Origin of the sequence: Anabaena azotica FACHB-119 (assembly GCF_014697625.1) — a bacterium.
Classification (GTDB): Bacteria; Cyanobacteriota; Cyanobacteriia; order Cyanobacteriales; family Nostocaceae; genus Trichormus; species Trichormus azoticus_A.
In genome coordinates this window covers 37,645-52,719 of sequence record NZ_JACJSG010000052.1, presented here as the reverse complement: position 1 = coordinate 52,719, position 15,075 = coordinate 37,645, and the positions used below count along the sequence as shown (strand labels likewise).

11 protein-coding genes are annotated in these 15,075 nt (G+C 43.8%); 6 read left to right on the top strand and 5 right to left on the bottom strand.

Annotated elements, in window-relative coordinates; genetic code table 11:
• A partial coding sequence (locus tag H6G83_RS28460; protein WP_190478347.1) for a hypothetical protein occupies positions 1-197 on the top strand: 197 nt, incomplete at its 5' end.
• Here the strand turns inward: H6G83_RS28460 and ptsP are convergent.
• Positions 194-2,749, bottom strand: a complete 2,556-nt coding sequence (gene ptsP / locus H6G83_RS28455) for a phosphoenolpyruvate--protein phosphotransferase (protein WP_190478346.1) — start codon at positions 2,747-2,749, stop codon at positions 194-196. The two genes, H6G83_RS28460 and ptsP, sit on opposite strands and share 4 nt — an antisense overlap.
• Positions 2,750-2,765: 16 nt before the next feature.
• Between ptsP and H6G83_RS28450 the strand changes: the two genes are divergently transcribed.
• Entirely contained in the window at positions 2,766-2,981 is a 216-nt protein-coding gene (locus H6G83_RS28450; RefSeq protein ID WP_242044892.1) for a hypothetical protein, read from the top strand.
• On the opposite strand, the gene dhaL is transcribed toward H6G83_RS28450, so the two are convergent.
• Both dhaL and dhaK read right to left on the bottom strand, forming a co-directional pair.
• A complete protein-coding gene (gene dhaL / locus H6G83_RS28445) occupies positions 2,978-3,625 on the bottom strand; it encodes a dihydroxyacetone kinase subunit DhaL (RefSeq protein WP_190478344.1) in 648 nt (215 codons plus the stop codon). The two genes, H6G83_RS28450 and dhaL, sit on opposite strands and share 4 nt — an antisense overlap.
• Before the next feature lies 1 nt (position 3,626).
• A complete protein-coding gene (gene dhaK, locus H6G83_RS28440) occupies positions 3,627-4,700 on the bottom strand; it encodes a dihydroxyacetone kinase subunit DhaK (protein ID WP_190478342.1) in 1,074 nt (357 codons plus the stop codon).
• Between the two features lie 324 nt (positions 4,701-5,024).
• Here dhaK and H6G83_RS28435 point away from each other — a divergent pair, with 324 nt between their 5' ends.
• On the top strand, positions 5,025-5,975 hold the full coding sequence (locus tag H6G83_RS28435) for an aminoglycoside phosphotransferase family protein (protein WP_199328626.1): 951 nt from the start codon (positions 5,025-5,027) through the stop codon (positions 5,973-5,975).
• Positions 5,976-6,077: 102 nt separating this feature from the next.
• A complete protein-coding gene (locus H6G83_RS28430) occupies positions 6,078-6,464 on the top strand; it encodes a hypothetical protein (RefSeq protein ID WP_190478341.1) in 387 nt (128 codons plus the stop codon).
• 178 nt (positions 6,465-6,642) lie between these two features.
• Here the strand turns inward: H6G83_RS28430 and H6G83_RS28425 are convergent, their stop codons facing one another.
• Both H6G83_RS28425 and H6G83_RS28420 read right to left on the bottom strand, forming a co-directional pair.
• Positions 6,643-7,266, bottom strand: coding sequence for a class I SAM-dependent methyltransferase (locus tag H6G83_RS28425; protein ID WP_190478339.1), 624 nt, complete (start codon positions 7,264-7,266; stop codon positions 6,643-6,645).
• A 127-nt stretch (positions 7,267-7,393) separates the two neighbouring features.
• Positions 7,394-8,899, bottom strand: coding sequence for a phytoene desaturase family protein (locus H6G83_RS28420; protein WP_190478337.1), 1,506 nt, complete (start codon positions 8,897-8,899; stop codon positions 7,394-7,396).
• Positions 8,900-9,224: 325 nt separating this feature from the next.
• On the opposite strand from H6G83_RS28420, the gene H6G83_RS28415 reads away from it, so the two are divergent.
• Together H6G83_RS28415 and H6G83_RS28410 are read left to right on the top strand one after the other, a co-directional pair.
• Positions 9,225-11,135: a hybrid sensor histidine kinase/response regulator gene (locus tag H6G83_RS28415; RefSeq protein WP_190478335.1), complete on the top strand. Its 1,911-nt coding sequence runs from the start codon at positions 9,225-9,227 to the stop codon at positions 11,133-11,135.
• 294 nt (positions 11,136-11,429) lie between these two features.
• Positions 11,430-15,071 (top strand): PAS domain-containing protein, encoded by a 3,642-nt coding sequence (locus H6G83_RS28410; protein WP_190478333.1) that lies wholly within the window; start codon positions 11,430-11,432, stop codon positions 15,069-15,071.
• Positions 15,072-15,075: the final 4 nt, after the last annotated feature.

The window sequence follows — 15,075 nt, the reverse complement described above, 5'->3', positions numbered from 1 at the left end:
CAATTACCAATTACCAATTACCAATTACCAATTACCAATTACCAATTACCAATTACCAATTACCAATTACCAATTACCAATTACCAATTACCAATTACCAATTACCAATTACCAATTACCAATTACCAATTACCAATTACCAACCCTCACGATATGATAAGTGTTTAAACGGACATGATATCAGCCGTTTTCTTTAAGAAGAAACGATCGCTTTTACCTGTTCTACAGAATCTTGTTGTAATGCAGTTATAGCGATCGCCTCAGATGCAGTTACACTTAACTGGCAAATTGACTGTTTGATGGTAGGTATAGCTGGAGGGCTAACACTCAACTCATCCAACCCCAAACCTAATAAAATGGGAGTCGCTAAAGGATCTGCGGCTAGTTCACCACATAAGCCTACCCAGATACCAGCCTGATGGGCAACTTTTACAGTTCGTTGTATCATGCGTAACACAGCCGGCTGCATGGCATCAGCTAAATTTGCTACTTGGGGATTAGTGCGATCGCCTGCCATGACATACTGACTCAGATCATTAGTGCCAATACTAAAAAAGTCTACTTCCGCCGCTAACTGATCGGCGATCGCCACTGCTGCGGGGACTTCTATCATAATACCCAAGGAAATCGCCTCCGCAAATGGAATATTCGCTTGGCGTAGTTCTTCCTGTACTTGACTCAAAATAGCTTTAGCCGCCTTCACTTCCCCCAGAGTAGCAATCATGGGCAACATAATCTTAATATTCTGCCCAATACTTGCACGCAAAATCGCCCGCAATTGAGTCTTAAATAAATCCAGATGATTGAGACAGAAACGGATACCCCGACAACCCAAGAAAGGGTTAGCTTCGGCAACTTGGGGACGGAGGTAAGGAAGTGGCTTGTCACCGCCAACATCCAGAGTGCGAATAATCAACGGACGCTGTGCCAACACTTGGGCGATCGCTTGATACACTGCTAATTGTTCCTCTTCTGTGGGCGGGCTTGTCCTGCCTAAATAAAGAAACTCGGTACGCAACAACCCCACACCCTCAGCACCGTTAGATAAGGCTGCTTGTACATCTGCTATACTGCCAATATTAGCAAATACACTTACACGCCGACCATCCAGGGTGATTGCTGGCTGCTGTGCTTGGGCTTTTGCTGACTGTTGCCACCTTTGCCATGCTTGCCGCTTGGTTTCCAGCAACTCCAAAATATCTGCTTCTGGTTCTACCCAAGCCCTGCCACTTTCACCATCCAAAGCGATGATTGTCCCATCTTCTACTTGTAACACCTGGGCATCCATCCCTAAAACTGCGGGTATGCCTAGAGTCCGGGCAATAATGGCACTGTGGGATGTGGAACTGCCAGAGGTAGTACAAATGCCGAGAATCTTGTTTGGGTCTAGCCCCACGGTATCGGAAGGAGTTAAATCGGTTGCGACTAAAATCGCTGGTTCTGGTAAATCCAACACAGTGGCAACAGTACCACTTAGCAGTCGTAGCACCCTTTGCCCCACATCTATGACATCATCAACTCGTTCTTGCAGATATGTATCTTCCAGGGTGCGGTAGCTAGATGCCACCTCATCGACTACAGCTTGCCAAGCCGCTTCCGCATTAATTTTTTGTTCTCGGATGCGGTGCTGAACAGCTTCCAGCAATACTGGATCTGCTAAAAACAGTAAATGGGCATCAAAAATAGCCGCTTCCGCATCACCAATTTGTACTGATGCTTGCGAAAGCAAAGTCTGAACTTCCTGTTTAGCAGCTTGAATCGCCGTCTGTAACCGTTGCCACTCCGCTTCTGCATTGTCTACGTGGTATTGCTGAGGCGTGTAAATTGTGGGTTGATAATGGACAATGGGAGCGATCGCTACTCCAGGGGAAGCGGCAATTCCTGATAATTCACCTGGAGATGGGGGAGTGGCTGTATTTTCTACTAATGGTGGTGGGGGAATTGTATCGGCTTCACCAAAATTATTGGCAATTAACGCTTGCAGTGCCGCCAGTGCCGCATCTGCATCAACACCAGTAGCCGAAATAGCTAATTGATGTCCTTGGCGTACCCCTAATGTTGCTACTTGGTTAATACTGTCGCCCCGTACAGGTGGCGAAAGAGTGGTTAAGTTCTGTACCCAAATTTGGGCTTGAAATCGGGCAATAGTACCCACAAACTGAGCAGCAGGACGGGCGTGTAAACCCAAGCGGTTATTGATAGTTAGGCGAATTTCTCTATTAGCCAGGGGTGTGGGGGTGTGGGGGTGTAGGGGTTTAGGGGTAAGAGTTTTTTCTGATGTGACTGTAGGATTTATTACCTGAGAGTTAGAAGCTGGTTGATCATGGCTGATATCTGTGGTGATGCCTAATTGACTGGCTTTGGCTATTAATGCACCTTGGGCTTCAGCGATAACTTGGTGAATATTCATCCCAGCCGCCGCCGCCACTACAGCAGCGATCGCACCTTCTACCAGAGGCGCAGCACATAGATGTATCTTATCTCTTTGTGCTTCTGGGAGAAACTCCAGTGCCATTTCCGCACTCATCAAAGCACTACCCAAATCCATTAATACCAAAACACCATCATCACTGAATACAGAAGCGATCGCGGACTGTACTTGCATCGGATCTGTACCCAGTGGGTTGTCAGCATCAGCAATACCTGCGGCGATCGCCAGGGGAACCTGACCCTGAACCATTTGCGCCGCCAATTCTTGTACACCAAGGGCTAGTTGTTTACTATGAGAAACAATCACAATTCCAACCACGACAACACCGCCAACTTTGTTGAAAGGCTTTATTACCAATTACCCATTACCAATTACCAATTACCAATTACCAATTACCCATTACCAATTACCAATTACCCATTACCCATTACCCATTACCCATTACCCATTACCAATTACCAATTACCAATTACCAATTACCCATTACCCATTACCCATTACCCATTACCCATTACCAATTACCAACCCTTACGATATGATAACTGTTTAAGCTGACATCGTATAACCTCCAGCCTCCACCACAGCCAACAAACTCTGCAACATCAAATAAGCAGAAGTCGCCCCTGGGTCTTGATGTCCCACACTTCTTTCGCCCAAATAACTCGCCCGTCCTTTCCTCGCCAACATCGGCGTAGTCTCCTTCATCCCCTGTTCAGCCGCCGCTACAGCCTCTTGTAAAGCTTCTTGCAGATTTTTCCCACCACCCACAGCTTCCCCAAATTTCTCTACTGCGGGGGACAAAGCATCTACCATTGTTTTGTCTCCCAGTTGTGCCTTACCCCTTTGCAACACACCTTCTAAGCCAGCTTGGAGTAACCCTAGAATATCTTGTGCTGTTAATTCTTGCTTGCCAGCTACAGCCGTACTTGCTCTTAAAAACCAAGTACCATAAAGAGGGCCGCTTGCACCGCCAATACTAGAAATCAGCGTCATGCTCACAGTTTTGAAAATGCTACTGATGTCTTTGTCGGCAAGAGTTGGTAACTGACTGCTGACCTTTTTCCAACCCCGATCCATATTAATACCGTGGTCAGCATCACCGATCGCTGCATCTAATTCGGTCAAGTAATCTTTATTTTCTGCTATTTTGGTCGCGAAAAGCTGCAACCATTGCAAAATTTCTGCTTGAGTCATCTTAAATCCCCCAGCGCCAGCTAGGTGTTTTCACTGGTGCATCCCATAGCCGAATCATTTCATCATCTAGCTTTAACAGGGTAATTGAGCAACCTTGCATCTCTAAAGATGTGATATACGGCCCAATCAAATTTCTCACAATTTGTAGTCCATGTCGTTCACAGATGGCGGCTAGTTGACGGTAGACAAGATACAGTTCGGAAAGTGGAGTACCACCCATACTATTAACAAATGCTAGCAAGCGATCGCCTGATTGTAATGGTGAATTGACCAGTTCCACATCCATCCAATCGCCTTTATCTTCATCCCATTCTCGCACTGTCCGCCTATAGCCAGCATCATCAATTATCGACTGTACCAAAATTTCTGTAATTTCGTCTGCTGATTTGATATCGATGCGTTCTCTACCTGGTTCACCATGAATACCGATGCCAATTTCAATTTCGCGATCGCCTAATGCAAACGTTGGGCTACCTTTAGCTGGTACTGTACAAGAGGTCAGAGCAATTCCCATACTCCGCCCATTGGTATTTACTCGTCTACATAAATCTGCTATTTGTGATAAATCATACCCTTGTTCGGCTGCTGCGCCACAAATTTTTTCCGCCAGTACCGTCGTCCCTACACCCCGCCTGCCTTGGGTATAAAGACTATCTTTCACCGCCACATCATCATCAATCAAAATATTTAGCACCCGGATACCCTGACTACGAGCTAATTCCGTTGCCATTTCAAAGTTCATGATATCGCCACTGTAATTTTTGACGATATAAATCACACCAGCACCGCCGTCTACCTTTTGGGTAGCAGCTAGCATTTGGTCAGGAGTAGGGGAAGTAAAAACCTCCCCCGGACAAGCCGCATCTAGCATTCCCATACCCACAAAACCCGCGTGCATAGGCTCATGTCCACTCCCACCACCAGAAATAATTGCTACCTTTCCCTGTACAGGTGCATCAGCACGATAGACAAAGGCGGGATCATATTCCACCTTAATTAAATCGGCATGAGCTGCTGCCATACCCGCCAAACTTTCACGTACAAAGTCTTCTGGCTTGTTGATCAGTTTTTTCATGATCATGTTTGAGTTAAGAGGATTCTACAATCAGCATAAGTTATCTGGTGTTGCTGATTGAAAATATGAATTTAACTCACGCATTCGCGCAGCGTCTCGTAGAGAAGACGCAAAGTTACAAAGAATAAAAAAGATAATTTTGGCATTTCATACTCTGATTCAGCAACGCCAGTCATCTAGCTACTCTCCTTGGTCTTAAATTGAGGATTTCCATAGTACGTTGTGTTAAACCACAGAGACACTGAGAACACAGAGAGAAACACTCTCAACAGCAAAGCTTTGTGTGTAAGTTAAGATGACGATGGTTTGAATAACTCACAAAATATGGTAGCAAATATGGAGTCAGAGGGACAACTTAATGCAATAGGCACACCAGTAGCTGAAGTCGCCATAGATACAAACCTCGTCTACAGTTTGTTGTCAGCACAACATCCAGATTTAATGCACCTACCGCTTCATCTTGTGGACACAGGTTGGGATAATGTCATGTTTCGATTAGGCGATCGCTTATCTGTAAGGCTACCACGTCGGCAAATAGCAGCAACACTCATCGAAAATGAGCAAACATGGCTGCCAGTATTGGCAAAGCAACTGACTCTACCTGTTCCCGCTCCTTATAGAATAGGTTTGCCAACACAAGATTATCCTTGGCGCTGGAGCGTGTTACCTTGGTTAACTGGAGTAACGGCTGATCAACAAGAACCCCATGCAAATCAGGTAAAACTTTTTGCTGCATTCTTACGCTCATTGCATACACCTGCACCGACGAATGCGCCAAAAAATGCGGGACGTGGCGTACCACTTCAACAACGTGCGGCTTCTATAGAAGAACGAATGCAACGACTCCAGTCCAAAACTCATATCATTACTCACAAGCTGAGGGATATTTGGAATATGGCTTTGAACGCACCTATCGACGTTGAAGCCAAATGGCTACATGGTGATCTTCACCCGCGCAATATCCTTGTGGAAAATGGTGCGATCGCAGGTATCGTTGATTGGGGTGACATTACTTCAGGTGACATTGCCACAGACCTTGCTTCTATCTGGATGCTATTTAGTCAGCCAAATGCACGCTTCCAAGCACTCACAGAATACGCCAATGTTTCGCCAGCAACTCTACAACGTGCTTTAGGATGGGCAATAGTTTTTGGTGTCATGCTGTTAGATACAGGACTAATTGATCACCCAATACACGCAGTCATGGGAGAGAGAACATTACACCGTGTTTGTGAAGACGTGATTAATTTCTCAATTAACATACCTAAAAATTAATGTATCTCTAGATAGAAGTAATAAATATATGTGAAAGCTTACGATGCCTGTGAGTATTTATCATGACATTGAAGTGATACAGGAAAATAAAAGGAGGATGATATGCAGGGAATTTTATTATCTTTAAAACAGTTATTAAAGACAAGTATTTTAATGATTATTTCTATAACTTTTATCATAACTTCGGCTACGTTTATTGGTCAGCAACCTAGTTATGCAACTACATTAGAAGAATTAAAGCTGATACCCCCAGATTATAAACCTAATGCCGAGGAAAAGATTAACCGTGCTTATGAATTTGACCCAGGGGTCGGCATTCAACAAGAAGATAGGCAGCAAGCTTACGAGCAAGCCCTAAAGGATTCAGAAAATCTCAATACTTTAGAAAAGGCTTACGAAAGGAATTTAAAAGATAGACAGGCAGAAAATCCTCAAGGCGGAATTGTTGAAAAAGCATCAGACCTCATTGAAAACGTGACAGGCAAATAGGATTACAGATATCATGTACGCTTAAACACTTATCATATTTTGAGGGTTGGTAATGGTAAAAAGCAATTACCAATTACCAATTACCCATTACCAATTACCAATTACCAATTACCCATTACCAATTACCAATTACCCATTACCAATTACCCATTACCAATTACCCATTACCGTTGTGTTACTACTGTTTACAAGCAACGATGTGGAAGATATGCCAGTGCTTTTGTTCGCCTATAGCAGTAGTACCAGGGTGATCTTCCTCTTGAAAAAATTCAACTGTAAATGGTTGCAGTAATTTTTCTACCTCTGTGCGGGTGTGATGGCTCATGTTAGGATAGACTGCCCAAGAATCGCGATCGCCAAATAGTTGACCACAAAAACGCCCCCCAGTTTTCAGCGCTGTGACAATCTTGTGCCATAAACTAGAAAAATGCTCTGGCGGACAGAAAGGCAAACAAAAGCTAGCATTAATGAGATCCACCGATTCTGGTAGCGCTAGGTTTTCAAAGCGCATCACCAGAGTATCTAGAAGATTGTGATCGATATCAGGACGGTTTTGCAAGCGAGCGATCGCTTCTTCTTCACCATCAATTCCCAACACCCGCCAACCCCGCTTGAGAATTTCTACCGTATCTCGTCCATCCCCACAGCCCAAATCTACCGCCAATCGGCGATCATTCGCAAGCAAACTGTCAAATCTTGCCAGCGCTGTCATCAAAGTTTCTCGTGGCGGACGACCCTCCACAGCTTGATAGTAAGCCGACCAATTCCTTTCAAATGCTTGGTTTTCTTGTTGGTCATTCATGGTATTTAAACGAACTTATAACAATTCACTATGAAGTTGCACCAAATAGATTCATGTAGAGACGTTGCATGCAACGTCTCTACAGTTCACAATAAAGTGCATCTATGGCTACGCCAGACAAGCCACATCAAGAAACGGTATTAATATAACCCAAATCTTCGTTAACAAATCCAGCTGTACTGCGTGCAGCCTCTAAAATTGTCAGTAATCCACTTCCAGGGTGAACTGCACCACCAACCCAGTACAACCCGCTAATATTTTCTGAACGAATTGGCGGACGAAAAGGGCCAAGTTGGCTCCAATTGTGGCTGAGATTGAATACAGCACCCAAATGCACCCGATAATCATCATGCCAAGTTTGTGCTGTGTAACATCTCTGGGTAACAATATGTTCTTCAATATTGTCATATCCTAGTAAATGTAGGCGTTTAATAATGAAATCCTGGTAACTTTTTTGTTGATTATCCCAATCCACAGCATAAGAAGTATTGGGAATTGGTACTAACACATATAAAGTGCTGTGTCCATTTGGCGCGTTACTGGGGTCGATAATTGTCGGATTGCAGACATAGAACGGCGGATCAGTTTCATCTAATGCCGAATCATCTATCCAAGGGCGCTCAAGTCTGCGAATATTTTCTGATAAATAAATTTGATGATGTGGTAAGTCTTCATAGCGACGATTGATACCTAAATAAAGCATGAAGGTAGAGCAGGAAAATTGCATTTGCTGAAGTTTGCGCTCAGTGTAGCGACCCCGCGCTGAAGTTGGTAATAAGTGACCCATAGCGTGGGCAAAGTCAGCATTAATGACTACTGCATCAAAATTGAGATGCTTACCATCAGCAAATTCAAGACCACGTACCTGTCCCTGCTCAATCGAGACTTGATGCACTGGCGAGTTGAGGTGAATTTGCACACCCAAGTCTTGAGCAGCCTTACCCATTCCCTGCGCCAAAGCCCGAAATCCTCCCACTGGATGCCATACACCTTGGGCAAATTCCAAAAATGGAATCAGACTAAATACACTTGCTGCTAAAGTAGGGTGCATTCCTAAATATTTTGAGGGATAACTGAGAGCATAGACTAATCGTTCATCCCCAAAAAATCGCCAAAAGTGTTGATATAAACTTTCCCAAGGACGAAAAGATAGAAATGGGATAAGTTCTTCCCAACGCAAATAACCTAATAGAGAGCGTACAGGGCTTCCTAAATAAGGCTTGTAGCCCAAATCATATTTACGAATATGCTCTGTGTACCAGCGATCAAATGCTAATGGTAAATCGGCCCGTAAGCTTGCCAATTGTGTTTTAAATGACTCTAAATCCGAGGTCAAATCGAGTTGTGTACCATCCCAAAATCGCAGGCGAGTATAAGGTTCCAATCGTTTGAGTTGAACATAATCTGCAAAATTTAAACCAGCGTCGCGGAAGAGGTCATCATATAGGTGTGGCAGTTGCAGAATCGTCGGCCCTGTATCAAAGGCGTAAGAATCAACTTCTAACCCCCGCATCCGTCCACCTATGCGTTCAGCCGCCTCAAAGATTTGCACTTGATACCCCAGTCCAGCCAACCGGATCGCTGTAGCTAAACCCCCAGGCCCGGCTCCTACAATCGCAACTTGTTTAGACATAGATCAACTCCTCATTTTTTTGAGCCAGTATCAAATTTATCAAAATCTTTAACTCAAAAATCTTGACAGTTATCAGTTATCAGTTATTATTCTCCCCTGCTCCCCTGCTCCCCTGCTCCGTTCCCCTCCTGGGAGGGGTTAGGGGTGGGTTACTCCCTCATCTCCCCCATCTCCCCCCACTCCCTCATCTCCCCCAACTCCCCACTCTAATCTAGCGCTTGCTTGATTCTCTTAATTAAAAATATTAAATACTTGGTCTACTATGCGATCGCTAACTTTTGCTAGGATCAGCGTAAATCTGATACAGCAAATAATTGGATAATAAATGGCTAGTGAAACGCTCACGGCTTTATTAGTAGAGGATAATCCGGCTGATGTAGCATTGCTAACAGAACTCTTAGAAGATGGCGATGCTAAGTCTTGGCAGATAACTAATTTTAAGCGACTGAGCCAAGCGTTAGCAGAACTACAAAGTAAGGAATTTGATGTCATTCTTTTAGATTTGTCACTACCTGATTCTCAAGGTGTGGATACTGTTATGCAAGTGTATACCGCAGTACCTCACATCCCCATTGTTGTGTTAACGGGGTTGCCAGATAAAAACCTGGCTTTACAAGCTGTGGCTAAAGGCGCACAAGATTATTTGGTTAAAGGACAAATTTCACCAGAATTGTTGGTAAAAACAATTGAGTATGCGATTGAGCGATCGCAAATTGTCAGCAAACTGCAACAGCGTGAACGAGAATTTAGAACATTAGTAGAAAATACACCAGATATCATTGCTCGTCATGACCGTCAACATCGTTATGTTTACATCAACCCTGCTATCACCAGAGAATTTGGCATAGCTACTGCAACTTTTCTGGGTAAAACACCATCCGAACTCAACTATCCCCAAGAAAACAGTCAGTTTTTGGAAAATTGTCTAGAAAATGCCTTGACAACAGGAAAGATCCAGATAGAAGAATTTCAAGTAACAAATCAGGATGAAGCGAAAACATACCAAATTTATGTAGTTCCAGAATTTGCAGTTGATGGTTCAGTTGATTCGGTTGTCACTATTGCTCGTAATATTACCAAGTTAAGACAAACGGAAGCCGCATTTGCTGAATCGGAAACATTAAACCGTATGAAAGATGAATTTCTAGCCATGCTTTCCCATGAATTGAGAACCCCCCTAAACCCGATTCTGGGCTGGACAAGGCTACTGCAAACCCGTTCATTTTCCTCGGAGCAAACCAAATCAGCATTAGCCACAATTGAGCGTAATGCTCAACGCCAAGCCCAACTGGTGGAAGATTTACTAGACCTATCGCAAATGCTGCGAGGTCAACTCAAGCTGAAGTTAGCACCAGTGCAATTAATAGAACCAATCAATGCTGCAATCAAAACTGTCCGCCTAGCAGCACAGTCCAAGTCAATTGAAATTGAGACAGTACTGAACTCACATTTGGGGTATGTCAGAGGTGATGCAATTAGGCTGCAACAAGTAATGGAACATTTGCTTTCAAATGCTGTTAAGTTTACGCCTAACGGGGGTAAAATCACCATCCGCTTGGAACAGATTGCCAATGAAGCTCAAATCACGGTGAGCGATAATGGTAAAGGAATCAAGCCGAGTTTCCTACCCTTTGTGTTTGAGCGGTTTCGCCAGGAAGATAGTTCTAATACAAGACAATTTGGTGGTTTAGGGTTGGGGCTGGCGCTGGTGAGACAGATTTTAGAAGCACATGGAGGAACGGTAAGTGCAGCGAGTCCCGGCGAAGGCCAGGGTGCTATTTTTACCGTGAGATTGCCCTTATTATCCTCATCTTTGGCTATTACCCCCCAACAGTCCGATGAAAGTCAGGTTTTAAACTTGGCTGGAGTAAAAATACTCTTGGTGGAAGACGAGCCAGATTCCTGTGACTTGATAGTTTGGGTACTGGAACAAGCGGGTGCAAGCGTGACTGCTGCTACCTCTGCCACTGTAGCTTTAAATGTTCTGGCGCACTCAAAGTTTGATGTCATGGTGAGTGATATTGGTTTACCGGATCTTGATGGGTATAGTTTGCTCAAGCAAGTCCGCGCTCTCCCCTCCGCCCAAGAATTAACTGCGATCGCCCTCACCGCTTTTGCTGGTGAAGTCAACCAACAAACTGCTTTAGCAGCAGGCTATCAACAGCACCTATCGAAACCAATTGAGCCAGATATATTAGTTTTAAAAATCGCTGAGGTAATTGGGGCTAACAGTTGACAGTTATCAGTTATCAGTTATCAGTTATCAGTTATCAGTTATCAGTTGACAGTTATCAGTTATCAGTTAACAGTTATCAGTTATCAGTTATCAGTTATCAGTTATCAGTTATCAGTTATCAGTTATCAGTTATCAGTTATCAGTTATCAGTTATCAGTTATCAGTTATCAGTTATCAGTTATCAGTTATCAGTTGACAGTTGTTCCTTTCCCCCTTCCCCTTTCCCCCTTCCCCTTTCCCCTTTCCCCTTTCCCAAAACAAAGTTTTACAAGTGGCACTTTTAAGGATACTGATATGGAAAGCAAAGAGAACTCTATTTCCTCAGAACAGATAGAACTGATAGATAAAGTTCTGGCAGCTTCTAGTGATCATATCTATATTAGCGATCGCCACCTCCGCTATCTTTATGCCAGTCCAGCAGGGTTAGCAGCTTTGGGTTTACAACCAGCCCAATTATTGGGGAAAACTTGGCAAGAGTTGGGATTTCCGCCTGAAATTATGGAATTGTATGATCAAGAGCGCCAATCTGTATTTCAAACAGGCATTTCGATTACAGGTGAAACCAGTTTCCCAACTGTTCATGGTATCAGATATTACGAATATGTAATTGCGCCCATCTGGGGAGAAGATGGGGAAATTGTCGCAGTCATCAATACCAGCAGAGATATCAGCGATCGCCAACAGGTAGAAGAAGCATTACGTTCGCTCAATGAGGAACTAGAAGCCAGAGTCATCGCCCGAACCCAGGAGTTAGCCACCCTCAATCAATCCCTGCGCCTAGAAATTGCCCAACACCAACAAGCACAACAAGCATTACAAGAAAGCGAAATGCGATTCCAGTCTTTGATAGATGCCATGTTTGAAGGCATTGTCTTGCAGGAGGGTGGGAAAATTATTGAAGCCAATCCAGGGTTTGCCAGAATGTTTGGTTACACCTTAGAGGAAGTGATTGGGAAATCAGCCGTTGATTTCCTGACACCCGAATCTTGGGAAACTGTGGTGCATCACATTGAAAACCAATATGAACAGCCTTATGAAATCACTGGAATTAAGAAAGATGGTACACTCATATCATTGGAGGTTGTAGGTAAGCAAAGTTGGTATCAAGGGCGCAGTGTCAGAGTTTCGGCGCTGCGAGATATTACAGAACACAAACAAGCTCAAGCAGCTTTGAGGGAAAGCCAAATCCAACTCCAGCGCGAATTAGCGGAAATTGAAACTATCTATCAGTCAGCCCCGATAGGGTTGAATGTTTTAGATACAGATTTGCGCTTTGTCCGCATTAACGATCGCCTCGCCCAAATCAACGGTTTTCCTGTCGAGGCACATATCGGTCGTACAGTGCGCGAGTTATTACCAGATTTGGCTGACGCAGCCGAACAACTTCTACTTCCCATTTTAGCAACAGGCGAACCTGTTGTAAATATAGAAATCACTGGGGAAACCCCGGCGCAACCGGGTGTACAAAGAACTTGGTTAGAAAGCTTTCTGCCGTTAAAAGATGGCAACAGTATTATTGGCATCAGTACCGTGTGTGAGGAAATTACCGATGTCTTCGACGAGCTTCGCTTACGCAAACAAGCAGAACAAAGCTTACACCAAAGTGAAGCAACTTTACGCTTATTTGCTAAATATGCACCTGCTGGTATTGCCATGTTTGATCAGGATATGCGTTATGTCATAGCCAGCCAAAGATGGGTGGATGACTATCATCTTGGTGCGGTTGAATCATTAATTGGGCGATCGCACTACGAAATCTTTCCCGAAATCCCCCAGCGATGGCGACAAATCCATCAACGCTGTTTGGCTGGGGCGATAGAAAAATGTGATGAAGATTTGTTTGTGCATTCAGATGGAACCCAGCAATGGCTACGCTGGGAAGTTCACCCCTGGCATAATGCTATGGGTGAGATTGGCGGTATTATTATTTTTGCTGAGGACATTACAGCAAGTAAACAAGCACAAATCGCCTTGAGGGAAAACCAACAGCAATTAAAATTAGCACTGCAAGCCGCCAAAGCTGGAGCTTGGACATGGGATATTCAAACTAACGAGTTCTATTGGTCGGAAGAATTTTACAGGCTGTTTGGACTGGAACCGCATAGTCTTGAACCTTCCTATGAAAATAGCTTTAGTCGATTGCATCCAGAAGACAGGGAATTGGCGGAAGCAGAGGTAGCAAAAGCTATTGAGCAAGGGAAAAATATCAATTTTGAATATAGAATTTTATTACCCGATGGCACTGTGCGATGGGTAATTGGTGTAGGTCAAATGTGCTATGACGAATCTGGCCGTACTGAACGAATGGCGGGCATTGTTTTTGACATCACCGAACGCAAACAAGCCGAAGAGAAACTGCGTAAAAGTGAATATTTGTATCGGACTCTAGCCCACAACTTCCCCAATGGTGCAGTTCACATTTTTGACCATGATTTACGTTATCTGTTGTCTGATGGTCAAGAAATATCAAAGGTGGGTTTAAGTAAGGAACAACTAGAAGGTAAGACTCTCTGGGAAACCTTACCCCCCCAAACCAGCGCTGTTTTAGAACCTTGCTATCGGGCTGCATTGGCGGGTGAAGCCACAATTACCGAACTTACCTTTGGCGATCGCATCTATCAAATACATACACTTCCCCTATCCAACGAGCAAGGAGAAATCTTTGCGGGTTTATCCATGTCACAGAATATAACTCTGCAAAAGCAAGCAGAGCAAATCCTAAGAACGGCAAAAGATGAATTAGAATTGCAAGTACAACAACGTACAAAAGAACTACGTGAAACTAACGCTATTCTCCAACAGCGCGAACGAGAATTTAGAACATTAGTAGAAAATACACCCGATGTCATTACCCGACATAATCGCCAATATCGTTATCTTTATCTCAACCCCGCCGCCACAAAAGAATCTGGAATTCCCATCGCCACCTATTTAGGCAAAGCACCATCCGAGTTAGGTTATCCCCAAGAAATTGCAGATTTTTGGGAAACATCCCTAGAAGATGTTTTTAGCACAGGCAAGATGCGGATAGACGAATATCGAGTCATCAACCAGAGTGAACCCAAAATATACCAAACCTACTTAGTTCCAGAGTTAGCTGCGGATGGTGCGGTGGAATCTGTCTTAACTATCACCCGTGATGTAACCGCCTTAAGAGAAGCCGAAGAATCATCCAAACAACTCACAGAAGAACTCAAACGCTCTAACCATGAACTAGAGCAATTCGCCTATGTCGCTTCCCATGATTTACAAGAGCCACTGCGGGCAATTACTAGCTTTACCCAGATGCTAGCAAAGCGTTATCAAGGACAACTAGATACCAAAGCAGATACCTATATCGAGTTTATTGTAGACGGAGCCATGCGGATGCAACAACTCGTGAAAGATTTATTAACTTACTCTAGGGTTGGTCGCCATGAATTAAAGTTACAACCAGTTGACTGTAACGCCTTACTTGAACGTGTCAAAAAAGATTTGCAAATTAAAATTGCTGAAACTGAAGCCTTAATTGTCGCCGACCCCTTACCAACTGTCATGGCTGACCCCAATCAATTGTCAAATCTTTTACTCAACTTAATTAGCAATTCCCTAAAGTATCGTAGTGATATCATCCCCAAGATATATATCTCTGTTACAAGAAACACAATATCATCAACAGAGAAACACCATAATCAAACCTTCAGTCCACTTAATGCCAATTCTCAGCAAGAATGGATTTTTTCTGTTGAAGATAATGGCATTGGCATGGAAATGCAGTATGCCGAAAGAATATTTGCCATTTTTCAAAGGCTGCATACCAGTGATGAATACTCTGGTACAGGTTTAGGGTTAGCCATCTGTAAAAAGATTGTGGAACGGCATGGTGGTCGAATTTGGGTTGAGTCCCAACTAGGACAAGGAGCTACTTTTTACTTTACAATTCCCGTAGCTCATTAAAACT

What these genes read in the sequence shown, in the direction of transcription:
- H6G83_RS28430 (WP_190478341.1), top strand. Translation starts at nt 6,078, where the DNA reads ATGCAGGGAATTTTATTATCTTTAAAACAGTTATTAAAGACAAGTATT.
- dhaK (WP_190478342.1), bottom strand. Translation starts at nt 4,700, where the DNA reads ATGAAAAAACTGATCAACAAGCCAGAAGACTTTGTACGTGAAAGTTTG.
- H6G83_RS28415 (WP_190478335.1), top strand. Translation starts at nt 9,225, where the DNA reads ATGGCTAGTGAAACGCTCACGGCTTTATTAGTAGAGGATAATCCGGCT.
- dhaL (WP_190478344.1), bottom strand. Translation starts at nt 3,625, where the DNA reads ATGACTCAAGCAGAAATTTTGCAATGGTTGCAGCTTTTCGCGACCAAA.
- H6G83_RS28425 (WP_190478339.1), bottom strand. Translation starts at nt 7,266, where the DNA reads ATGAATGACCAACAAGAAAACCAAGCATTTGAAAGGAATTGGTCGGCT.
- H6G83_RS28435 (WP_199328626.1), top strand. Translation starts at nt 5,025, where the DNA reads ATGGTAGCAAATATGGAGTCAGAGGGACAACTTAATGCAATAGGCACA.
- H6G83_RS28410 (WP_190478333.1), top strand. Translation starts at nt 11,430, where the DNA reads ATGGAAAGCAAAGAGAACTCTATTTCCTCAGAACAGATAGAACTGATA.
- H6G83_RS28420 (WP_190478337.1), bottom strand. Translation starts at nt 8,899, where the DNA reads ATGTCTAAACAAGTTGCGATTGTAGGAGCCGGGCCTGGGGGTTTAGCT.